General features: G+C 50.1%; 21 protein-coding genes and 1 pseudogene. 15 read left to right on the forward strand and 7 right to left on the reverse strand.

Going from position 1 to position 23,278, the window contains the following annotated elements; genetic code table 11:
- The first annotated feature begins 54 nt into the window (after positions 1-54).
- The 5 genes from JET16_RS20055 to JET16_RS20075 all read left to right on the forward strand — a co-directional run bounded on the left by JET16_RS20055 (position 55) and on the right by JET16_RS20075 (position 6,048).
- Complete coding sequence (locus tag JET16_RS20055) at positions 55-1,365, forward strand: ABC transporter substrate-binding protein (RefSeq protein WP_233531941.1); 1,311 nt, start codon at positions 55-57, stop codon at positions 1,363-1,365.
- A gap of 17 nt (positions 1,366-1,382) precedes the next feature.
- A complete protein-coding gene (locus tag JET16_RS20060) occupies positions 1,383-2,258 on the forward strand; it encodes a carbohydrate ABC transporter permease (RefSeq protein WP_199619511.1) in 876 nt (291 codons plus the stop codon).
- A gap of 11 nt (positions 2,259-2,269) precedes the next feature.
- Positions 2,270-3,115 (forward strand): carbohydrate ABC transporter permease, encoded by an 846-nt coding sequence (locus JET16_RS20065; protein WP_325176732.1) that lies wholly within the window; start codon positions 2,270-2,272, stop codon positions 3,113-3,115.
- 63 nt (positions 3,116-3,178) lie between these two features.
- On the forward strand, positions 3,179-4,528 hold the full coding sequence (locus JET16_RS20070; protein ID WP_199619514.1) for a glycoside hydrolase family 172 protein: 1,350 nt from the start codon (positions 3,179-3,181) through the stop codon (positions 4,526-4,528).
- 11 nt (positions 4,529-4,539) lie between these two features.
- Positions 4,540-6,048, forward strand: coding sequence for a glycoside hydrolase family 32 protein (locus JET16_RS20075; RefSeq protein WP_199619517.1), 1,509 nt, complete (start codon positions 4,540-4,542; stop codon positions 6,046-6,048).
- 38 nt (positions 6,049-6,086) lie between these two features.
- On the opposite strand, the gene JET16_RS20080 is transcribed toward JET16_RS20075, so the two are convergent.
- Entirely contained in the window at positions 6,087-6,947 is an 861-nt protein-coding gene (locus tag JET16_RS20080) for a helix-turn-helix transcriptional regulator (RefSeq protein WP_199619520.1), read from the reverse strand.
- A gap of 134 nt (positions 6,948-7,081) precedes the next feature.
- Between JET16_RS20080 and JET16_RS20085 the strand changes: the two genes are divergently transcribed.
- Both JET16_RS20085 and JET16_RS20090 read left to right on the forward strand, forming a co-directional pair.
- A complete protein-coding gene (locus JET16_RS20085) occupies positions 7,082-8,371 on the forward strand; it encodes a Gfo/Idh/MocA family oxidoreductase (protein WP_199619523.1) in 1,290 nt (429 codons plus the stop codon).
- Positions 8,372-8,542: 171 nt separating this feature from the next.
- Complete coding sequence (locus tag JET16_RS20090; protein WP_199619525.1) at positions 8,543-8,776, forward strand: hypothetical protein; 234 nt, start codon at positions 8,543-8,545, stop codon at positions 8,774-8,776.
- Positions 8,777-8,816: 40 nt separating this feature from the next.
- Here JET16_RS20090 and JET16_RS30905 read toward each other — a convergent pair.
- The 5 genes and pseudogenes from JET16_RS30905 to JET16_RS30915 all read right to left on the reverse strand — a co-directional run.
- Positions 8,817-8,984 (reverse strand): annotated as a pseudogene (locus JET16_RS30905) (SUMF1/EgtB/PvdO family nonheme iron enzyme); the annotation flags it as partial.
- A complete protein-coding gene (locus JET16_RS30910) occupies positions 8,977-9,171 on the reverse strand; it encodes an SUMF1/EgtB/PvdO family nonheme iron enzyme (protein WP_407673166.1) in 195 nt (64 codons plus the stop codon). The pseudogene JET16_RS30905 and the gene JET16_RS30910, both read right to left, overlap by 8 nt.
- Before the next feature lie 95 nt (positions 9,172-9,266).
- Positions 9,267-10,055, reverse strand: a complete 789-nt coding sequence (locus JET16_RS20100) for an alpha/beta fold hydrolase (RefSeq protein ID WP_199619527.1) — start codon at positions 10,053-10,055, stop codon at positions 9,267-9,269.
- Between the two features lie 307 nt (positions 10,056-10,362).
- Positions 10,363-11,001, reverse strand: coding sequence for an HAD family hydrolase (locus JET16_RS20105; RefSeq protein ID WP_199619529.1), 639 nt, complete (start codon positions 10,999-11,001; stop codon positions 10,363-10,365).
- Positions 10,994-11,602 carry a sugar O-acetyltransferase gene (locus JET16_RS30915; protein WP_325176735.1) on the reverse strand — a complete coding sequence of 203 codons (609 nt, stop codon included), beginning with the start codon at positions 11,600-11,602 and terminating at the stop codon, positions 10,994-10,996. The genes JET16_RS20105 and JET16_RS30915 overlap by 8 nt, the downstream gene beginning before the upstream one ends.
- A gap of 330 nt (positions 11,603-11,932) precedes the next feature.
- On the opposite strand from JET16_RS30915, the gene JET16_RS20115 reads away from it, so the two are divergent.
- The 5 genes from JET16_RS20115 (at position 11,933) to JET16_RS20135 (ending at position 18,909) form a co-directional block, all read left to right on the forward strand.
- Complete coding sequence (locus JET16_RS20115) at positions 11,933-12,724, forward strand: Nif3-like dinuclear metal center hexameric protein (protein WP_199619531.1); 792 nt, start codon at positions 11,933-11,935, stop codon at positions 12,722-12,724.
- A gap of 131 nt (positions 12,725-12,855) precedes the next feature.
- Positions 12,856-15,198 carry a helix-turn-helix domain-containing protein gene (locus JET16_RS20120; RefSeq protein ID WP_199619533.1) on the forward strand — a complete coding sequence of 781 codons (2,343 nt, stop codon included), beginning with the start codon at positions 12,856-12,858 and terminating at the stop codon, positions 15,196-15,198.
- Between the two features lie 243 nt (positions 15,199-15,441).
- Entirely contained in the window at positions 15,442-16,329 is an 888-nt protein-coding gene (locus JET16_RS20125; protein WP_233531961.1) for an ABC transporter permease, read from the forward strand.
- 18 nt (positions 16,330-16,347) lie between these two features.
- A complete protein-coding gene (locus JET16_RS20130; protein ID WP_199619536.1) occupies positions 16,348-17,229 on the forward strand; it encodes a carbohydrate ABC transporter permease in 882 nt (293 codons plus the stop codon).
- A 57-nt stretch (positions 17,230-17,286) separates the two neighbouring features.
- Positions 17,287-18,909 carry an extracellular solute-binding protein gene (locus tag JET16_RS20135; protein ID WP_199619538.1) on the forward strand — a complete coding sequence of 541 codons (1,623 nt, stop codon included), beginning with the start codon at positions 17,287-17,289 and terminating at the stop codon, positions 18,907-18,909.
- Positions 18,910-19,552: 643 nt separating this feature from the next.
- On the opposite strand, the gene JET16_RS20140 is transcribed toward JET16_RS20135, so the two are convergent.
- The gene (locus JET16_RS20140; protein ID WP_199619541.1) at positions 19,553-20,320 is read right to left on the reverse strand and encodes a TetR/AcrR family transcriptional regulator; all 768 of its coding nucleotides are present in this window, start codon (positions 20,318-20,320) and stop codon (positions 19,553-19,555) included.
- A gap of 127 nt (positions 20,321-20,447) precedes the next feature.
- Between JET16_RS20140 and JET16_RS20145 the strand changes: the two genes are divergently transcribed.
- The 3 genes from JET16_RS20145 to JET16_RS20155 are packed head-to-tail and all read left to right on the forward strand — an operon-like array spanning position 20,448 to position 22,933.
- A complete protein-coding gene (locus JET16_RS20145; RefSeq protein ID WP_199619553.1) occupies positions 20,448-21,425 on the forward strand; it encodes an ATP-binding cassette domain-containing protein in 978 nt (325 codons plus the stop codon).
- 1 nt (position 21,426) lies between these two features.
- Complete coding sequence (locus JET16_RS20150; RefSeq protein WP_199619555.1) at positions 21,427-22,269, forward strand: ABC transporter permease; 843 nt, start codon at positions 21,427-21,429, stop codon at positions 22,267-22,269.
- Between the two features lie 19 nt (positions 22,270-22,288).
- Entirely contained in the window at positions 22,289-22,933 is a 645-nt protein-coding gene (locus tag JET16_RS20155; RefSeq protein ID WP_199619560.1) for a DEAD/DEAH box helicase, read from the forward strand.
- Positions 22,934-23,278 lie beyond the last annotated feature (345 nt).

Below are 23,278 nucleotides of genomic sequence, written 5' to 3' on the forward strand. Positions count from 1 at the left end.
AAGCGCTTTAAGTAGAGCTCTGAAAACTTTACTACACTGGGGGAAATGCAGTCTATGAAAAAAAGTTTATCGCTGATTGTGACGGTCTGCCTTCTCATTCTGAGCCTTGCCGCCTGCGGCAAAAGCGGCGAATCCGGCGCCGCGGCCCCGTCCGGCGGCGAAAGCGCGAAACAGGTCACGCTCTCCATCGCCATGCATGTGGCAAACGTAAAGGATCAAGAGCCTTATATGTACGGGATCGTGCAGAAGTTCCAAGAGAAATACCCTGACATCAAAGTGAATCTTTCCGGTGCCGCCACGGACGAGCATGTCAAAAAAATGAAAATGATGGCGCAATCCGACTCGCTTCCGGATATTTTCTGGATGCTCCCGGCACCGGCCGGAGAAATGAATAAAGCGGGATTGCTGCTGGACCTGACCGACTTTCTGGAGGGCAATCCGGAAATTGCCTCAAGTATCGACGCCAAGATGCTGAGCGGATACCAGGACAACGGCAAGCAATTCGGATTGCCTTATCAGGCGTTGGTCACCGGCCTGTGGTACAACAAAGCATTATTTGATAAATACGGCGTTAAGGTCCCGGAGACGTACGACGAGCTTCTCGCAGCCGTGAAGGTCTTTAAGAAAAATAATGTCGTCACCATTGCCAAAGGCGCGAAGGATACGTTCAGTACGTGGGCGTTCCTAGGCATGCTTACTCGCTACGGCTTCTTTGAGAAGCTCGATAAGATTCAAGCGGGAACCGAGAAGTTTGACAATCCGGATTTTCTGAATTTCTTTAACAAAATTGACGAGCTTCGCGTCAACGGGGCATTCCCGGAGAACGTATCCACCCTCTCTTATTTCCAGGCAGTGGAGATGTTTACGTCCGGACAAGCTGCAATGCTGGATGCCGGCGTGTGGGAGACCAAGAAAATTGAAGGCAGTCCGGTAGCGAAAACAACGGGCTTCTCCTGGGGACCGACGTTCGCGGACGGCGTAGGCAACCAGAAGATTGCCATGGCCGTTGCAGCCGCGCCTCTTGTTGCCAGCGCCAAAGTACAAAAAGACGCCGCCAGACTTAATGCCGTCCGGAAATTTTTCTCCTTCTTCTACAGTCAGGAAGGGGCTGCCGTAATGGCGGAAAACGAAGCGCCTCCGGTCGTGAAATATACGGGAGACGTTGACAAAGATAAGTATCCCGTCTATGCCGAAGTAATCAATAAGCTGAACGAACCGGGCTGGGAACGACCTGCCGCCCAACCGGATCTTGTCCTCTCGGAAGCGGCGGCCAACCAGCTGAATGACAGCATTTACGGTGTGATCAACGGAATCTACACGCCGGAAGAAGCATTAAAGCTGATTGACGGCAAAATGACAAAATAGAGGGGTTGAGGGAGAGAATGATCTGGTTGAGCAAACGGAGATATATCCTGGCGATGCTGCTGCCTGTCTTGCTCGTATACGGTTTATACATCGTCCTTCCAATTTTCGTGTCCTTTTACTACAGTCTTACGACCTATACGGGCATTGGCGCGGCAGTATTCGTCGGGTTGGACAATTACAAACGGCTGATCCATGATTCGCTGTTTTGGATCTCGCTCAAAAACACAATCATTGTGCTGGCCGTTTCGCTGGTATTGCTCCTTCCGGGCGCATTCCTTCTGGCCCTTCTATTGAATGCGAAAATTAAAGGAGCCAATGCGGTGAAGGCCCTGAACTTTGCTCCCAGTATCATAGCGCCGATTCTGGCCGGGCTGATCTGGGTGTTCATCCTCGATCCGCAAATGGGCTTGATCAACGTACTGCTGAAGCGAATCGGTCTTGACGAGCTTGCTCTTCCCTGGATCGGCGGCAGGACGCTGACGCCATATTCGGTCGGTTTCGTCTATTCCTGGCAGACGATCGGGTTTCTGGCTACGATTTTTCTGGCCGGATTAAAGATGATTCCTAGAGACGTGTATGAATCCAGTTCCATTGACGGCGCGAGCAAGCGGCAGCAATTGTTTTTCATCACCATCCCCATGCTGAACGAGACGGTAAAAATCAATGTCGTTCTTATCATAACGGGTGTTTTCAAAGTATTCGAAACCGTGTTTCTGCTCACGAACGGCGGACCGAATCATCTCTCCGAGGTCATGGTTACGTACATGTACAATGTCACCTTTACGTCCGGTGAGTATGGTTACGGCATGTCTATTGCAACAGTTACGTTCATGCTAACCATGGTGTTCTCTCTGATCTATCTGAGAGTAAGCGGTAGAAAAGTCGAGGAGTAGGAGGGGATTCCGTGCGCAAAGCGGCGGCATATTCAAGAAACAACGTACCGTTAACGATGTTGGCCTATGCGGTCACATTTCTTGTCATGATTCCTCTACTATGGATGGTGCTGCTTTCTTTCAAATCGAATGAAGACATTTTGAATCATCCGTTCACGCTTCCCAAGGCCGTCAGTTTTGAGAACTACGCAAGAGCCTTGGAGACGCTCAATCTCGGACTGATGTATAAAAACACGTTCATCATCGCAATCGTTACGATCGTTATTGAAATTTTAATCACCTTTATGAGCTCCTATGCGCTTGCGAGAATGGTGTTCCGTTCGGAGAAATTAAGGCGATCGATTACGGCTTTCCTACTGATGGGACTTGCGATACCGGCATTCATTTTGTTGTTTCCGGTCTATCGGATTACGATCATGCTCGGACTGAACAACACCTATGCTTCGCTTGTGCTGCCCTATATCGCAACCGCCATATCCTTCAATACGCTCCTGTTCACGGGGTTCTTGAGAGGGTTTCCAAGAGAGGTCGAGGAGGCGGCCGTCATTGACGGCTGCGGGTTGATTTCGCTGGGGCGGTCTGTGGTGTTCCCGATTGTCATGCCTGTCGTCGCCACTGTTTTTATCTTTAACGTACTGTATATCTGGAATGAGTTTCCGTTCGCCGTTACGCTCATCAGCGACGATTCGCTGACCACGATCTCACTCGGCATTTCACAATTCAAGGGACGCTTCAATATCGACTATGGCGGCAGCATTGCCGCCAGCATGCTGATCATCATCCCGCAGCTCGTCTTCTTCGGGTTCTTCCAGCGGTTCATTATCGAAGGCATGACGGCAGGCGCGGTTAAAGGCTAGTCCGGCGCATTTACGACAGCTGCACATAACTTCATCAATATAAATAAAAAGGAGAAATCATTCATGCACAATCAATCGTCGTTGAATCTGCTCGATCGGCTCACTAAGGTCAAAGATGTCCGTTCCGCGCGCTTTTCCAGTTGGGATCAGGACGGCCGCAACCAGGATTATTGGATGATTCCCGCCGGAGAGACGGTCGTATTGGGCGAAGTTGAAGGGCCCGGCAGCATTTCTCATATTTGGATGACTTCATTCTGCCGCAGAATTCATGGTCCGAGCGTGATCAACCCGGAAGGCGGCGGCAATATTGCTCCCGTTAACGAAATTCATAACGCACTGGGCGTGACGTGGGAATCCGCCGATCCGGCCTGGTATCGGAAAGTGTTGGTCAAAATGACGTGGGACGACCAGGCTCATCCCAGCGTCCTCGTTCCCTACGGCGACTTCTTCTGCATCGGTCATTCGATGCCAGGCAATTTCGCCTCCATGCCCTTTACCGTATCGGTTAAGCCGGAGGAGCAGTTCAAGTTCGGCGGCGTCGCTTCCGTCAACTGCTACTTCCCGATGCCGTTCAACAAGAAAGCCAAAATCGAAATTATCAATGAGAATGATGTGCCGTTCGGCCTCTACTTCCACATTGATTACGAGCTGTACAAGCAGCCGCTTCCTGAAGATACGGCATACTTCCATGCCCAGTGGCGCCGCGAGAATCCTTGCGACGGCTGGGGGCCGGATCTTCAGGTGAATACGCCCGAGGTCAATCGCGTGGCGAACCTCGACGGCGCCGGAAACTATGTCGTTTTGGAGGCCGAGGGCAAAGGGCATTACGTCGGCTGCAACCTGTCGGTTACCCATTTCCAGGGCAGCTGGTGGGGCGAGGGCGACGATATGATCTTCATTGACGGCGAGGAGCTGCCGAGCATCATCGGCACCGGTGCGGAGGACTACTTCAATCATGCGTGGGGGATGCAGAAGAACGCTTTTCCTTTCCACGGATCCATTATTCACGAGAGCGACGTGCCGGGCTATCAGGTCTCCTATCGATTCCACATTACGGACCCGATTTATTTCTCGGAAAGCATTAAAGTGACGATCGAACACGGCCACGCCAACCATCTGTCCGATGATTGGTCTTCCACGGCGTACTGGTATCAGACGCTTCCTTCGAAGCCGTTCGGCATTCTCCCGGTGGAGGAGCGCATCCAGCCGATGCCTCAATTCCCGAGCCCCGGCCCTCTGAAGCAAGTTCCATTGAACGATGAGATGAAACAATCGTACGAGCTCGCTAAACAACGGATGGACAGCTACTCGAAAGGGCGGACGGCTCAGGTGGAGAAGAAAGAAAACCGGGTTGCCGGCCACTCCAAAGGGAACATTGAGCAGGGCAAAATCATTCGGGAGTTGTTTCGATAAGGGGGATAACCATGAGCTTGGCGGCCGGAAACCGGATCCCGCATCGCGAGGCTTTGCTGAAAGCGGAGCAATCGATAGCTAAAATCAAAGATGCGGTAAGCAGAGATTTGACGCGGCTGAAGTATCATTTTATGGCGCCAGCCTACTGGATCAACGATCCGAACGGGCTTATCTTTTACAAAGGGGAATACCACCTCTTCTATCAGCATTATCCGTACGGCGCGGAATGGGGCTCCATGCACTGGGGACACGCGAAAAGCAAGGATTTGGTCCACTGGGAGCATTTGCCGATCGCCCTTGCGCCGAGCGAGCCGTATGATCTGCATGAGCGGGGAGGCTGTTTTTCGGGCAGCGCGGTTGACGACAATGGAGTGCTTACCGTTCTGTACACGGGCACGATCATCCAAGAGGACGGCACGGTTGTCCAATCCCAATGTGTTGCGACCAGCGAGGACGGCATCACGTTTCAAAAGTACGAAGGGAACCCTGTTATTCCCGGCCCGCCGGAAGACGGCTCGGCCGCCTTCCGCGACCCCAAGGTCTGGAAGCATGGAGACTCCTGGTACATGGTGGTCGGTTCCCGGAAGGGCGATATCGGAAAGGCGCTCCTGTACCGGTCGCCGGACCTCCGCAGATGGGATTATGCAGGCGTGCTGGCCGAGAGCGACGGGACGATGGGGTATATGTGGGAGTGTCCGGATTTCTTTCCGCTCGGCGACCGGTATGTCCTGATGTTTTCGCCGATGGGCATGGGCCTTCACAAAACGGTCTACCTCGTAGGGGACATGGATTATACCACCGGCCGGTTTGTTTGGGATACTATGGGAGATGTGGACTTTGGCTTCGAGTATTATGCGCCTCAGTCCTTCCTTGACGGGCAAGGACGGCGCATCATCATCGGATGGCTGAATGCCTGGGACTGGATGCCCTGGTTCAAAAACTTCGGCCCGACGGCGAAAAACCATTGGTGCGGCGCCATGTCGCTTCCGCGGGTTGTGGAGCTCGACAAGAATGGAAGGCTGAAATTTACGCCGGTCGAAGAGCTTGGGGTCCTTCGAAGAGACAGTTACCATCGCGAAAAACTTGTTGTCCGGCCGGGCGTACGGACGCTGCCGGACTATGTAGGCAGTGACTGTCTTGAAATTAAGGTAGAATTTCAACTGGACGGAAGTTCGGCGGAAGAGGTCGGCCTCATTCTTAGAGCCGCCAAGGATCGGAATAAGCAGACGCTTCTTGTTTACAACCGTACAACCAATGAGCTCCGCTTGGACCGCACGCAATCCGACGGATGGAGCGAAGGTATCCAAACCTCCCTGTTGGAGAGGTCCGGGAGCGATCCGCTGCGCCTTCACATTTTTGTCGATACCAGCGTTATCGAAGTATATACGGATGACTATCGTACCGTAATGACGAACAATATTTATCCCGATCCTGCTAACGTGGATCTGGACATCTTTGCCGAGGGCGGTTCCGTTACGGTTAACTCCATCGATATATGGAAGCTGCTGTCTGCTTGGTGATCCCGTTCACTGTTCAAAAAGTCAATACGGGAGCGATTTCAAATCCGCAGCCATTTGTTTCGGTATGTGCGGGGTGAGGTGCCGGTGAGTTTCTTGAACGTTTTGCCGAAATGGGAAAAGTTATCGAAGCCGACGAATGAGGCAATGTCGATAATTTTCATATCGGTTTCGCGCAGCAGCCGCTGCGCTTCCCTCACCCTCGCTAAATTCAAATACAAGGTAAACGGAAATCCGGTTTTCTCCTTGAACATCCGGCTTAAATAATAAGGACTGATGAAGAAGCGCTCCGCCACTGACTGCAGCGAGAGCGGTTCGGCGTAATTCGTATTGATATGGCGGACGATCTCCGTCATTTTTTCGTTCAAGGAGGATGGCTGGCCGTCATCGCTCTCTTCCATTTCATGAACCGAGCGGGCGGCAAGCAGCAGCAGCTCGGCCGCAGTATGGATCAGAGACAAAACAAAGCCGAACGGGCGATCCTTTAATTCGCTTAACAGCTTTAAGGAGAGCCGTTGAGCTTCAAGCTGCCGCTGCATGGAAAAGCGGAATACGGGACGTCCGGAGGAGAAGGCGGCCAATAAGGAATCGGCCTCTTGTCCGAATTGGCGGCGTGCGAAGCTCTCATCGAAATAGATGACGATGCGCTCATGATCGGGAACGCCAAGGTCCGTCGTCTTATGAATTTCGTACCGGTCGATCAGAACCAGATCCCCCTTCCGGATGTCATACGTCCGGTCCTTGATAAAATAGGACCTCTCTCCGCTAAGCAAGTAGTACATTTCATAATATGGATGCATGTGGTTGCTTCCCATTGTATAGTGGCCTGATCGCTTGACATACTCCACGCAAAACGGACCGCCCATCTTTCCGTACGATAATATTTCCGGCAAAGGATGCATTGCTTGTTCACCTCGAAACAAAGTATAGCAAAATTTGCGGTGTTTTTGGATAATTCGGCAAAAATAGCGGGGATTTATATATAATTTTGCGATATTCTTACTATATAAATTTTTTTGCAAAGGGTGCATTGACGATGAGCAAAAAGAAGTACGTTCAAGTCGGGGTCGGTGGAAGAGCGGAGTTTTTTTACGGCGCGATAGCGAAGAGCTTCCGGGACACATCCGAGCTGCTGGCCTTCTGCGATATCAACCAAACCCGCATGGATTACGCCAACAAGCTTCTTGTGGAAAAGTACGATTATCGCGCAGTGTCCACTTATAAATCGGACGAGTTCGACCGGATGATCGAGACCGAGAAGCCGGACTACGTCATCGTTACAAGCATTGACCGAACGCATCATACTTACATTATTCGAGCGCTCGAGCTTGGCTGCGACGTCATCACGGAGAAGCCGATGACGGTCGACGAAGAGAAATGCCAAGAGATCCTCGACGCTGTAGAGCGGACCGGCCGCAATGTGCGCGTGACGTTCAATTACCGGTACGCCCCTCATCATACGAAAGCGCGCGAGCTTATCATGGACGGGGCAATCGGCGACGTTCATTCGATCCATTTCGAATGGCTGCTCAATACGAAGCACGGCGCGGATTATTTCCGCCGCTGGCACCGTGACAAGCGCAACAGCGGGGGGCTGCTCGTTCATAAATCGACGCATCACTTCGATCTGGTGAATTTCTGGATCGGATCCCAACCGGAATCCGTATTCGCATTCGGCGATCTGCTGTTCTACGGCCGAGAAAATGCGGAAAAACGCGGTATGACGAAGTTTTATACGCGCGCAACGGGGAATCCGAACGCGCAGGAAGATCCTTTCGCACTTCATTTGGACAAAAATCCGCATTTGAAGGCGATGTATCTTGATGCGGAAGTAGAAGACGGCTACCAGCGCGATCAAAGCGTGTTTGGCGACGGCATCAATATCGAGGATACGATGGGCGTGCTCGTCCGCTACCGGAATAAAGCGATCTTGACGTATTCGCTCAATGCGTACTTGCCGTGGGAAGGATACCGGATTGCGTTCAACGGCAGCAAGGGCCGGATTGAAATGACGATCGTGGAGCAGTCCTACGTCAATTCCGGCGGGGATAAGGCGTTGGAAGGAGCGTTGAAAAACAAATCGATTTACGTGTTCCCGATGTTCGGCGCCCCTTATGAGGTGCATGTAGAGGAAGGCAAGGGGGGACACGGCGGCGGCGATCCGGTGCTGCTGAACGATATTTTCGGAACGCCGGCGGAGGACAAATTCCAGCGCGCCGCCAACCATGTCGACGGCGCCCGTTCGATCCTGACCGGCATTGCTGCCAACCGTTCCATCCGGACGGGCCAAGCCGTCAAGATCGGCGACTTGGTGCGGTTTCACTAAAGAATTCAAGCGAAAGGGAGTCCGCTAATTTAGGGACTCCCTTGGCGGATACGGCTGCGTATTTTTGTTAAGCCGGGCATGGTTAAATTGAAGAAAGCTGGTCAAAATAGGAGAAGCGGGATATTTTTGAACCGCATATTTTAGGCAAATAACTGAAATGAAGGAGCTATTATGGATTACGATCACAATCACAATGAAATCGATTGCGCTGTGAACCGGGACGAGATAAGGAGCACCCTTCAACAATCGTTTGAGGTTGAAACTGAAATGTTGCGGACTTACACCATTCTTGCCGAGCGAGTTCACAATGACGATGAGTTGAAAATTCGTCTTCAAAATTTCGCTCAAGGCAACGCTAAGCGTTCCAGAGAACTGATGCACGAGTTAAGGAAATACGACGAATAAAAATGAAAAACAGTCCGGTCGGCCATCGCCTCCGGACTGTTTACCTATCCGCTGCAACCCGAAATCCGCAGTTGCTGGTCGAGCTGTCGGGTGTGTTCGAGCTGCGGGCTGCAACCCGGTACCTGTTGCAATAGGAACGGTGACACAAGAAGGAGCCGCCGCGCATCGACTTGCGTCCCGTCGGCTTCTCATAATGTGGATTATGCTCCTTCGTTTTCCGTTTTATAGCCCGTTTCCTCCACAAATACCGTAAAATCCGCATTGGTTACGGCATAAGGCGCAATCGCAAACGCATCCAACGTTATTCGCCGGACCGGACCCTCCCCGTCTTGGGGAAAACTTTCTGCGCTATTCGTGCCCATTAGAAAAGTTCCGCCGGTGATGTCCAATGACATTAATGGAATATCCCCGTTTCTTCTCGATTTGTTCAATGGCAACCTTTGTTCTCCAGAACCTTGTTAATACTTACCTATTATATTTACTTTGACTTCTACTGATTAACTTCTTTAATAATAATATCTAAAAACTCGTTTTTCCCATACTTTTCTCTCCATGGATAATGCCCACACCTCTTTATAACATCATATGTGCACTGTATTCCATATTCCTCAAATGGTTCTAATACACCTTTTATTTCATGAGAATCGTAATCACCATGGATTACATGAATTGGTACATCAATTTCTTTCATTATATTCATAAGTTCACCTGTTTTTCTTAGGTTCGATGCCTCATTCCATATACTATTAAACATTTGAAAACTTGCCTCACCAATTGTTGAATATTCATTTCCTACAAATTCGTAAGTATCTATTTTTGCCATCAATTTCCCAAATTTAAACATAACTTCATCTTTATTAGAGAGATCATTTGATATAAAGTCTTTCATCAATAAATCATATTCACTCTTTTCATCTTTACTTAATCGACTAAGACGCCGATCACTAAACTCTTTTACATACCTTGTATCAAAGCTACCGCTACCAACTAAAATGATTTTTTCTACTTTATCAGGATAATTATGCGCATATAAACAAACCAGCCATGCTCCCCATGAATGACCTAATAGTGCAACTTTATTTTTACAGGTTTTTGTAATATATTTATTCATGTCCTCTATCAATTCTTTAATACTAAGTTTAGATTGATTGATCTCAAGAATTCCTAAATCCTTTGACAGCATTACAGCTAAATCCTTTAAACTACCTCTCGCTCCTGGTCCACCATGTACAAGTACCAAGCTAACTTCTTTTCTTCCATAAACGTTGTATTCGTTCATATTTCCTCCGTAGTTGCTGCACATTCGTAAAGTTTAGCTGCCGCCGAGCGTAACTAGAACTGCCACAATTGGAACACTCCATTTTATCTGTCCCTTATCTCCTGAATATTCAACTATGCTGTCCATTAGCTCAATGAAAACAGAGAGCAGCTGCCGCGGAAATCTGCTCCCTGGATCGTTTCGGCTGATTTTTGTTGATCTCCTGCCCAGAATATTGAATACATGTAAACAATGTGCAGGCCTTTATATTTCAAGGGTTTTTCACATGCTCATTTAGATAACTGACACTACGCTGATACTACCCCTGCTAGCAAACCTGTTCGATATATTGTTTGAACTCTTCAACGCTGGAAAACAACCAATCGGGCCGTAGAGCCTGGAGTTGTTCCTTATCGGCGGTATCCGCCCATGCCGCAGCAATGATTGGAACCTTGGCTTCTCTTGCCGCCATAATATCGCTCGGAGCATCGCCGACGTATAAGCTTTCCTTGGGAGAAATCCGAAGCTGTTCCAAAACATTCATGATCCCCTGCACTTTCCTAGGTCCCTTTGGAGAGCCGGTTTCGATTATTTCGAAATAAGACCGAATGCCATATACCGACAAAGTGATCTCTGTGCTCCGCTCTCCCTTTCCAGTGACCATAGCCAGGTGTACGTTCCTGTTCTTTGCAAATTCAAGAACTTCGATGATCCCATCAAAAGGAGCTTCGCACATTACATGCAAATCACTGTAGTATTTGATATAATCTTCGATTCCTTCATCAAAATGATCTGGAATCAGGGCACGGACCGTCCCTTCTTCAGAAGGGCCGAAAGTGTCAATGATCTCTCGATCACTCAAAGTCCTACCGGCCAGTGGTTCTATCGATTTCTTAAATGCCGCAATACACAAAGGCAGCGTATTTCCGATCGTGCCGTCAAGATCGAATATGATGCATTTAATCATGTTTTACCTCCTCTAAGAACCGAATTACTTTGCACGGATTGCCAACCGCCACACAATTAGATGGAATCGACTTGGTCACGACGCTCCCGGCGCCTATTACTGTGTTGTCGCCAATTGTCACCCCGGGTAAAATGATCGCACCCCCGCCGATCCATACATTGTTTCCGATGGTTACGGGCAAAGCATATGTACGAAAAAACGGTTTTTCCGATGCGGGATCCCAATGATGAACTAATCTTTCATTTGTCGGTACCGGGTGTGTAGCCGTATATATCTGAACATTCGATGCAATCAGTACATTATTACCAATTTCTATTCGATTACAGTCCACGAACGTACAATTCATATTGATTATCACATTTGATCCAATAAATGTATGTCTTCCATAATCACAATGAAACGGCTTGTCAATCGTAACGTTGTCTCCCATCCCACCGAACAATTCGGAAAGGATTTCTTGCCTCGCTACCGTGTCTGCAAAAGCAGTTGTATTATACGCTTCAGTAAGGTTTCGGGCCCTACGGATCATTCGGATGATTTCTTCGTCCTTACAGTCAAACAACTCGCCTCTCAAGCATTTTTGCAGTTCACTTTCAATCATACTTCATCGCACCTTTCATGTGGATTGTTCATTAAACCGTCCGGTTCCGAACGCTCGGAAAGTTGTGGGGGAGTAAACTTCTTAATTATACCTTTTATTTTCTGGTAGTGGCTCCGGCCTAATTTAGGTATTAAGTACCCATTTTTATCGTAGACGGGTAAACCCGACTGCCCCGATACCAGTATGTTTCATAAATAAATGGATAAACAAAGCAATTCTCATTATAATTAGAGTCATGTGTACTAATAAATTATAACAGAGAATGACAGCGCCAAAATGATAGCGCTTACAGAAGGGCTAAAAGGATTGAAAGAGAGGGAAGGGAACAAAATGAGTATTACCGTACAAGACGTAATCGATGCGTTGACGTTGCCCGGCGGCAATCCGGAGGGATCGGTGGACGAGCTGCTGTCGGGCGACTGCCGAAGCGAAGTCACAGGAATTGTCGCTTGCTTCATGCCGACGCTTTCCGTGCTCGATAAAGCAGCAGAACTGGGTGCAAATTTGATCGTTGCGCATGAGGGGCTGTTCTTTTCCCACCATAAGGCAAACGTCTTCGAAGACAGCGAGGTTTTCCAAGAAAAGAAACGGCGAATCGATGCGTCGGGCGTTGCAATATATCGTTGTCATGATTATTGGCACCGCTGCATTCCGGACGGTATCACAGAAGGGCTCGTTCAGACGCTTGGGTGGGGGTCCTATATCCGGGAACGCCATCCATCGGCGACAATCGTGGAGATCCCGCCGGCCGCGGTGCGTGAGATTGCTTCCAATGTTAAGGAATGTCTCGGTGTTTCCTTTCTTAGAGCAATGGGCGATCCCGAAATGGTATGCAGGCGGATCGGGGTGTTTGCGGGATATAGAGGCGGGGGTCAGACGGTCATTCCGCTGTTCGAGAAGGAGGGACTCGACCTTGTGCTATACGGCGAAGGTCCCGAATGGGAAACTCCGGAATACATCCGCGATTCCCTATATATGGGGAGGCCAAGGGCGCTCATCGTACTCGGACATGGAGAAAGCGAAGAGCCCGGCATGTCCGCGCTCGCCGATCGCCTTCGCGGTATTTTTCCAAGCGTCCCTGTTCGCTACTTGAAGGAAGATTCCCTGTTCCGTATTTTATAAAGAGCAAGCTCGAAAGTCCTTAAAAATACGTACACTTCGCTAAAGAAACTGTATGGCGAGATAGTTTATAATCGATACCAAAACCAACCGGAGTAATCCGATTTGCGAAGAAAGCCGGTGATAGAACGGACATGATCAATAAGATCAGGCATAAGTACAAAGAGAAGGCGACCTTATTCAACATGGCGCTTTCCTATATGCTTATCGGCTCCTTCTTTATCTCCATCTTTGCCGTTGTTTTGGTTTATCGGGTCACGGATGAAATAACGTCCGAGGTGAGGGAGAACTCGGAGAAGATGGTCTACCAATCGTATACGACGGCCAATATTGTTCTCTCGAACGCTTACCGGCAATTTTACAATGTGTTCAATAAAGACGAATGGATCAGCGAGGCGCTGTATGGAAGTGATCTTGACCGGACCGAAATCGGAAAAATCGGAATGAGGTTGGGTGAATTGATAGAAACGAACCCGCTGGTGCATTCCATTTATGTTTACAACTATCAAGACCGAATCGTCATCTCCAATTTGTCAACCGTGAGAACGATTGAGCAATTTTATGATGAAGAAATGACTGAAATCATCAAGAACGGCGCGATTGCGGACAAGCAAGGCTACTTCATTCCGCGCAGCGTGAATTTCGAAATACTGGGCAGGTCTTATAACAGCAACATCATCTCTTTGATATTCTCGGACACCGGTCCGGACAGTTTCTCCCATGGAGTTCTCGCAGTCAATTTCAATCAACGATTGTTTCAGCAGCTCCTCACCCAGGGCGGCTTCGATTCGTCAAGCAACATTATGATAGTGAATGCTCAAGGAACTGTCATCTCTCATCCCGACCGCGAGTGGATTAACAGGAATGTAAGCGGTGAGCGGTATATCCGGAATGTGATCGACGCTAAAGCCAAGAAGGGAAACCAAATGGGATTCGTCAACGGATCCAAGGCGATGATTACATACGTGAAATCCGACAGCCTCGGGTGGATCTTTATTGTTGTTTCCGATTATCAACAGCTGATCGGCCGGGCGGAATTGTTGAAGCGATTCATTCTAACGATTACGGCCGTGTTCGCGCTGCTGGCGCTCATTGCCGGAGGGGTGTTTACGAACCGGTTTTATAAGCCGGTACGCCGGCTGCTGTTGAAGGCCGGAACGGCGTCGGCTGAAGCTCTCGGGGATAAGGCGTTGAGCGAGTATGAACGGATATACCGCTCCTTCGATACGATGGAAAGCCGGATTGCGCGATTGCAGTCCGATTTGAAGCAGCATATGCCCGAATCGAAGAAAGCTTATCTGGTATCCTTGATCAACGGGGAACGGAAGCCAAGCATCGTCGATCCGGACAAACCGGGGAAGCTCGGACTTAGAATCCGGGAAGGAAAACTCGTAGTATGCGTAATCCGGCTGGATCAGTACTCCCGTCTGGTGGAGCAATTCGGCACGAACGACCTGTCCCTGTTGAAATACGCGATCACCAATATCGCGGAAGAGGTTGCGAGCAGCCGGTTTTCGCCGGAAATCGTAGAGGATGCCGAAGATAATGTAAGCATGATCTTCAATATTGCAGATCAATCGCAAGTAAAGATGGGCGAAGCAATAAGCATGGCTGTAGAAATTCAGGGCCATATCCGCAAGTTCTTAAATCTTTCGGTAACGATCGGAATCGGCGTCGTCGCAGAGCGCTTCGATCAAATCCGGCATGCCTGGAATTCAGCCTCCCAAGCCGCGAATTACCGATTCATATACGGCAAAGGAAAAGTGTTGGTGTACTCACAAATAAACCATATCGGATTCAAGGCTTACGATTATCCGATCCAGTTGGAGAACAAAATCATGGATTGCCTCAAATCCGGCGACCTCCGGAAGCTTGGCGATTCCTTCGACGAATTTGCGGCGTATATTCGGGAGATGAACATCGACGAGATTCGCCTCTCGCTTACTCAATTGATGGTGATGACGCTTCGAACCTCCATCGAGATGGTGGACGATCCCGAAGAGGAATGGATGATGGAGCTGCAAGACGCGCACAGCCGGTTTCGTTGGCATGACACGATGGAGGAAATCCGGGAATGGTACATTGGGTTATGCGGACGGATTATGAATATTCGCGACACGAAAGCGGCGAATAAATCGAGTGCACTGATCGAATGTATGGCGGCTTTTATCCATGAGCGTTATTCCGATCCCAATCTCTCGATTGCGGAATTGGCGGATGAAATCGGATTGTCGACCAATTATGCGCGCAAAATATTCAAGGACCGGTTCGGACTATCGATCTCCAATTACATCAATGATATCCGGTTCAAGAAGGCTCGGGAATTATTGATCGAGACGGACCTCCCGGCGAGCAAAATCGGGGAAATGATCGGGATGACCAATCCGAGTTATTTTTATGTCGCCTTCAAGAAGCATGCCGGCAAAACTCCCGATCACTTTCGGAGGGATTACGGAATGAAGCAGCTGGCGGAATGAAGATAAACAACATGCCGGGAACGTCCGGCATGTTGTTTTTGTGTGTATTTCGAATGAATCGTTACATATTGAATGCCGCAAATCATCACATTTCTAACGGTTCGGTTATTTTTCCGGCTTTTTTATTTTGCGGCGCGGGCCTATCGTTTGAAATACAAGGAGGGATACTTTTTGAGAACGACGACATCCGTTCGAACCGTGCAGCCGGGCGTGAATAAGCGGCAAGGACTCTTGGCGGAACTGATGAAGAACAAGTACTTATATTTGCTCATATTGCCCGGATTTATCTTTATCTTTATTTTCGAATATTTGCCCTTGTTTGGGCTGGTGATCGCATTCCAGGATTTTAACGCGGTGAAAGGCATAATGGGCAGTGAATTCGTCGGATTGAAAAATTTCGAATTTTTTTTCCAATCCAAAGATTGGCTGTGGGTAACGTTCAATACGGTATATTTGAACCTGTTGTTTCTTGCTTTCGGAACGATAGCGGCGATCGCGATCGCGGTGATGCTTTCCGAGATCGGGAACAAGTGGTTCAAGAAGACGTCGCAATCGGTTGTCATTTTGCCTCATTTTATATCCTGGACGGTCGTTTCGATGTTTACCATGACGCTGTTTTCCAGTGACGGCTTAATCAATGTGATTTTAACCAAACTCGGAGTCGAACCGGTCAGCTTTTACAGCAGCCCGGGAATATGGCCGTTATTGCTCGTCTTGCTCACGTTATGGCATGGTGCGGGTTTCTCCTCCATCGTTTATTTGGCGACGATCACCGGAATCGATCCTTCCATCTATGAATCGGCATCGATCGACGGCGCGTCCCGATGGCAAAAAATATGGCACATCACCTTGCCGTTATTAAAGCCGACGATGATATTGCTGATCCTTCTGGCGCTCGGGAACATATTTTACGGCAACTTCGGCATGATCTACGCAATAGTCGGATCGAATCCGCTGTTGTATCCGACGACGGATGTCATAGATACGTTTGTTTACAGGGCGCTTATGGAGCTTGGGGATATGGGCATGTCGTCCGCGGTCGGCTTCTATCAATCCTTGGTGGGCTTCTTTCTGGTTCTCACCGCAAATTACGCGGCGAAAAAGCTGAACTCCGATTCGGCGTTATTTTAGAGAGGGGAGGGAGCTGCAGTGATTAAGGAGAGTGCCGGCGACCGTCTGCTGCTGTTGATTTTCTACATTTTCATGGGGGGGTTCGCCCTGTACTGTCTCGTTCCGTTTCTGACGGTGATCTCCAGCTCGATAACGAGCGAAGGTGCTTTGGTCAAGTATGGATACAGCTTGATACCAAGAGAAATTTCCTTAGATGCGTACAAGCTTCTGCTGAGCGACGACGTCATCTTCAATGCTTATGGGGTCACGATATTTGTGACGTGCGTCGGAACAATTCTAGGCATGATCTTGACGTGCGCCATGGCATACGGCATATCGGTCAAGTCTGTGAAATACCGCAATCATGTTGCGTTCTACGTATTTTTCGCGATGCTGTTCAAGGGAGGACTTGTTCCGACCTATATCCTCATCTCGAAGTATTTGCACATGAAAGACACGATTTGGGTACTCATTATTCCGGGGCTGCTTAACCCTTGGAATATGTTCCTGCTGCGCAATTTTTTCAATACGATCGATGACGCGCTGGCGGAATCGGCGAAGATCGACGGTGCGAACGACATCTATATCCTCTTCCGTATCATCCTGCCCGTCTCGCTGCCGGCGATCGCGACGATCAGTTTGTTCTATGCGCTCGCATTTTGGAACGAATGGTTTAGAGCGATGTTGTTTATCAGCAATGAAAATTTGCATCCGCTGCAGTATCTCGTCATGAAGGTGGTACGGAATCTGGACTTTGCAAATCAAATTTCCGATCAGGTGACCATTCCGGGGTATATTATCCCGTCCAATACGACGCGTTTGGCGACAGCGGTAGTGACCATCGGTCCGATTATTTTCCTGTATCCGTTCCTGCAAAAGTATTTCGTCAAAGGTTTGATGGTGGGCTCTGTGAAAGGCTAAATCCGGCTTTGCCGGTTTATTATACATCTCATTCATGAAAAAGGGAGGACTCGACAAATGAGAAATAAGCTGATATCCGTCATACTTGTGTTCATGCTCGCTCTAATCGGCTGCACCAACTCCGGCGGCGGAGCCCCCGCTGCGACAAATAACGGAGGTGAAAACGCCGAAGGCGGGGATACCGATGCAAACGAAAGCGAAAATCAGCCGCCGGAGCCTGTCACACTGAAGGTCATGCTGTTCGGCGACAAGCCGAGCGATATGGATGCGGTGCTTGAAGAGTTTTACAAGAGGACGAAAGATACATTGAACGTTAAGCTCAATATCGAATGGTCTCCGCTGCCCGATCATAGGGATAAGGTCAAGCTGAAGATGACCGCCGGAGAAGATGTCGATCTCGTATTCGATGCGCCATGGGCAAATCTGAGGACGTTAGTGCCGCAAGGAGCTTATATCCCGCTGGACGAGTATTTCAATAACGATGCATACCCCGGATTGAAGAAAGCGTTTTCCTCGGAGTTTCTGGAAAGCAATAAAATCAACGGAAAGCTTTATACGGTACCGTTCACCCAATATTTCGGCACTCCCGACGGAGTCTTCATCCGGAAGGATCTTCGCGAGAAATACGGTATGGATCCGATCGACAGCTACGAAGAGCTGGAAGCCTATTTCCAGAAAGTGATGGAGCAAGAAGAGAATATGGTTCCGCTGGCTGTCGAAGGCCGCAGGGGCTTCTATCATCTCTTGGAGCCCGAATTCGAGAAAGGCACTCCTCGTATGATCGTAGGAGCGGCCGGGCACTTCAACGTCATCTTGTCGGATGATTATAAAAAGGTGCTTGGCGCGGTCATTCTCGGGGATTCCCAGGATCAATTCGATAAATTGCCGCCTCCCTTCAACAACCCGGATACGCTGTACGGACATTTCTTGAAATATAGCGACTGGAACAATTATTTGGAGAAGGATTCCATCAGCCAGAAGGATAAGATCGGTTTGTTCGCTTCGGGAAAAGCCGCCGCAGTAGAAAACGACATCTCCGGATTTAATTCGATCGGGCCGAAGCTGAAAGCAGGCGTACCGGAAGGGGAGCTGGAGTTCTTCGCTTACCAGAAGTGCTACCGGGAGCTTACTGCCGGTTGCGTTTCTACGGATTTTGTAGCTGCGAACTCGGTGGCGATCCCCACGACCTCCAAGCACCCGGATCGCGTGATGCAGTTTATCGACTGGATCTTCCAGAGCCAAGAAAACCATGATCTGTTCGAACTCGGCATCGAAGGCAAGCATTGGGAAGCGGTGGGCGACAATCAATTCAAGCCGTTGGGCAGCCATGTGTTCCCCGGCTACGAGCTGACCTGGAACTCGAATTATATCCGGATTAATTCCGAAGTCGATCCGGAGGCGATGAAATATTACGAATACATGGCGCGCGAGGACACTTACTTCAAACGTCCGCTTGCAGGCTTCAAGATCGATCTGGGGCCGATCAAGAGCGAAGTGGCAAAGGTTCAGCCGAAGTACAACGAATTTTTCCAAATCGCCTCCAACGGTTTGATCGGGAAAGAGAAGTTTTATCAAGAAGCGCAAAAGGCGAACGACGAATGGGAATCTCTCGGGTTAAACAAAATCCGCGAAGAGGTCATCAGACAGCTCCAAGCCTACATTGACGCCGGCGGGGAATAATCGAATACGCGCATGCAGCCTTGGCTTTTCGGCCAAGGCTGCTATCATTTGTTGCGGATCCTTTTAAACACTTTTGGACTATAGGCACCGCAACCGGAGTTTCTCCGGCAAGCAGGCCCTACAAGCCCTGTTTTAGGCACCGCAACCGGAGTTTCTCCGGTTAGCAGGCCCCACAAGCCTTGTTTTAGGCACCGTAATCGGAGTTTCTCCGGTTAGCTGGCCCCACAAGCCCTGTTTTAGGCACCGCAACCGGAGTTTCTCCGGTTAGCTGGCCCCACAAGCCCTGTTTTAGGCACCGCAACCGGAGTTTCTCCGGCTAACAGGCCCCACAAGCCTTGTTTAGGCACCGCAACCGGAGTTTCTCCGGCAAGCAGGCCCCACCAGCCCTGTTTTAGGCACCGCAACCGGAGTTTCTCCGGTTAGCTGGCCCTACAAGCCCTGTTTAGGCACCGCAACCCGAGTTTCTCCGGCAAGCAGGCCCCCCAAGCCCTGTTTTAGGCACCGCAACCGGAGTTTCTCCGGCAAGCAGGCCCTACAAGCCCTGTTTAGGCACCGCAACCCGATGATCTGAGTTTCTACGAATGGTGGCGTCATCGTAGCGTACACATGAAACCCCGTAATCATCATCCTCAAATCAAGTCAACTACTTCGCTTTCCCGGCCTCAATCAACATGCCTATCCCGTCCATGATTCGCTCCAGACCGAACATATAGGCGTAATCCGGATTTTGGGCTCCTAGATGGGCTTGGCCAGCCGCTTCTCCTACACGGGATGCGACGGGAAACCTCGCCGGGTCGATGAGCCGTTGAAGCGTCGGAGCGTGCGACAACCACCACTCGTTTTCGTCCATGCCCGTCTTTTGCTGCGTATCTTTTATGTTTACGGCCAGCCGTGCGCAGCTCTCTACATGCATAAGAACGAGGCAGAGGGAGGCATCCATATCGATATCCGTCAGACCGATGCCTTCCAAAGCGCGCAGCTCCGTATCGTATTTCATCGTCGTATGAGGGCCGAGTACCGGGCGCCCGCCCGTCAAATCGAGAATCCAAGGATGCTTCCGGAATAAGTCCCAGTTCGTCTTGGCAATGAAATGCAGCGCTTGGCGCCAGTTGTTATTTAGAATTGAAGATATTGCCGCGGCGTCGTAGAGATCCTCGTATGCCGCGTCAAGCATCAGATCGAGAAGCTCCGCCTTTCCGGGTACGTAAGTATATAAAGACATTGTCCCGACGCCGATCCGGTCCGCGACTTTGCGCATGGACAATTCCTCGATTCCTTCCGCGCCGGCGATTTCCATGCCTGTCGCGACGATCTTCTTGACGGTCAAGCCCGACCTCCCCGGCACGGTCTGCGAACCCCATAATAAATTCAAGCTTCGGGCAGGGTCTCTTCCTGCTTTCTTTTGGCTCATGTCACGTGTACTCCCATCTAAAGATGAAATCATCTTATCATATTTTTGTTGACAAGTAAGATTATCCATATTATAGTACAGTGTACGGTACGATGTACAGTACAATGCGAATGGATGGTGAGGGCGCGTGAATAATAACAAGTTGGACATTGCGGTCTACGGATTGACCAAGAATTACAGAGGTTCCTCCAACGGACTCAACGGGTTGAACATGGAGGTGCCGCGGGGAAAGGTGCACGGGCTTCTCGGTCCGAACGGTGCCGGCAAGACTACGACGGTGAAAATCCTTTCGACGTTGCTTGAAGCGGATGCCGGAGAAGCTTATGTCTCGGGATACAATGTCAGTACGCAAGCGCGCGAAGTCCGCGAGAGGATAGGCCTTGTCGGGCAGTATGCCGCATTGGACGAGATACTGACTGGGAGACAAAATTTAGTCATGTTCGGACGGCTAAGCCGCTTATCCCCCAGACAAGCTAGGAAACGCGCTGACGATTTGTTGGAATGGTTTGGATTGGCCGGCTCGGGAAATATGCCTGTTGGCAAATATTCCGGCGGAATGCGCCGCAGGCTCGATTTGGCGGCCAGCTTAATCGTTTCTCCTTCCGTGCTGTTCGTCGATGAGCCTACCACCGGCCTCGATCCGTTAGGCAGGAAGGAAGTGTGGGGGGCGATAAGATCGTTGGCGGATGAAGGCGCGACGGTTCTGCTGACTACCCAATATCTTGAAGAGGCGGATCTGCTCGCAGATCGTATTTCCATTCTCAAGGAGGGACGAATCATTGCGGAAGGTACGGCCGATGAACTGAAGTCGGTTTATGGAGGAGACCGGCTGGAAATCACGATGAGCGGCGAGGCGGATACTAGAAAGGCTGTCGAGACGATTGCAAAGGTGATTCCGGCAAAGCCATTCGTTGACGAAGCGTCGCACCGGATCCATGTACCTGTAAACAACCGGACGGAGGCTTTGTTAAAGGCTGCTGCCGCATTGTCGGAGGCTCGTCTTGACCCGGTCGACATTGCCGTTCGGCGTCCGTCTCTGGATGAAGTGTTCATCGATCTCACCGGCTCGCCGGCAGTTTCAACGCAAAATAAGGGGGCAATTTGATATGAAGGCATCCATACGAAGCTTTGAATCGTTAGCTCCCGCCGACACGCTCGGGAGAAGGCTCAATTATGCCGTCGGCGATATCGTGACAATAACCGGAAGAGCTTTTCTTCACTGGCGCCGGCAGCCTGGCGTAGTACTCATTGGATGGCTGTTCCCCGTCATGATCGTTCTCATGTTCGGCTTCTTGTTTGGCGGAGCGATTCGGGTTCCGGTCGGCGGGAATTATTTCGAATTTTTGATGCCGGGAATGTTCGCCTTGACAATGGTTTTCGGGCTTGAATCAACGATGATCGCCGTGTCGGCCGACGCTTCGAAAGGAGTGACCGACCGGTTTCGCTCGATGCCCATGAATGCATCCGCCATTTTGCTGGGACGATGCATTGCGGATACGATCCATTCCATTGTCGGTCTTGGAGTCTTAATCGGCAGCGGACTGCTTCTGGGATGGCGCTGGCATGACGGACTCGATGCAATGCTGGCTGCGATCGCATTGTTGCTGCTGCTGCGTTTTGCCATGCTGTGGGCAGGCATTTATATGGGGCTTGCCGCGAAAGGTCCGGAGTCCGTCGCAGCCATTCAAATATTGGTCTGGCCGTTCGGGTTTCTCTCCAGCGTGTTTGTGGAACCGTCCACGATGCCGGTTTGGCTCGGTACGATCGCGGAATGGAATCCGCTATCCGCAACGGCGGCAGCAACGAGACAATTGTTCATGAACCCGGGGTGGCAAGCGGACAGCTGGGCGGCTCAACACGCAATCGAATTTGCCGTTATTTGGCCGGTCCTCATTACGGCTGTCTTCCTTCCTCTGTCCATTGTCCGGTATCGCCGGCTGAAACGATAACAATGCAAGAGATTATTTTATGAAAGTACGGTGGGGCATGGGAGTCTTTTACGGAATAATGGAACTAACGAACGGCAGATGGAAGCTGACCGAAGTTCATCCGCACGCGGCCATACGGTTAAAACAGCTGTTCCCGCGAGTTGCCTTGAGGCAGGTAGGGACTTTCTTATTCTCGAACAGATCGAATATATGTGCGGATTTGTCATGGTTTATCCAGCGTTATCCTATGCGGATGTCGCCTGAAGACAAGGCCCGTCTGCTGAAAGGCAGCGAACGGTTTTTCGAAGTGCAGGCGCATATGGAAAACATATTAAAGCCCGATTATGTACCGATAACGAGAGCAGGTCTCACACCCGGTCAAAAGATCCGCCACTATCAGGCGCAAGCAATAGATTTATGCCTGGCGCGCGGCTCCCTGCTGCTCGGCGACGATGTAGGACTCGGCAAAACCTACACCGCCGCAGGAATGCTGCTGGAGCCGGAGACGCATCCAGCAGCGGTTGTCGTGCAGCCCCACCTTCAAGAGCAGTGGAGAGAAAAGATTGAAAGCTTCACGGAGCTGCGGGTCCATAAGATTAAGGGGACCCGCCCTTACCTGCTGCCCGAAGCTGACGTATACTTGTTTAACTACCTTCGTCAGAAGTCCCCTTCCTCAACGAAGTAGGTGGGGGATGAATGACGATTTTCCCGAACATTCCCGCAGGCGATGGGCTGGGGAAACAGCAGCTTCTGTATGAGCCAATTGGAATTTTCCTGACAATCCCTTCCGAAACGAACGTATGTGTGGTATCATAAATAATAAGAACAAACGTTCCTTTGCAGGGGGTAAGCCGTTGATTCGAGCGAAAATGGTTCGTTTTCAAGCATCCAAACCGGAGTTGGACCGGTTATTTGCCTGCAACCGGGAATCTGCCCGGGTGTGTAACGAATGTCTACAGTTGTCTAAAGACGAATACACCGAGCATCGGAAATGGATTTCCCAATCCGAGATACAAAAGCGAACCAAGGG

This window comes from Paenibacillus alkalitolerans, from assembly GCF_016482785.1.
GTDB classification, from domain to species: domain Bacteria; phylum Bacillota; class Bacilli; order Paenibacillales; family YIM-B00363; genus Paenibacillus_AE; species Paenibacillus_AE alkalitolerans.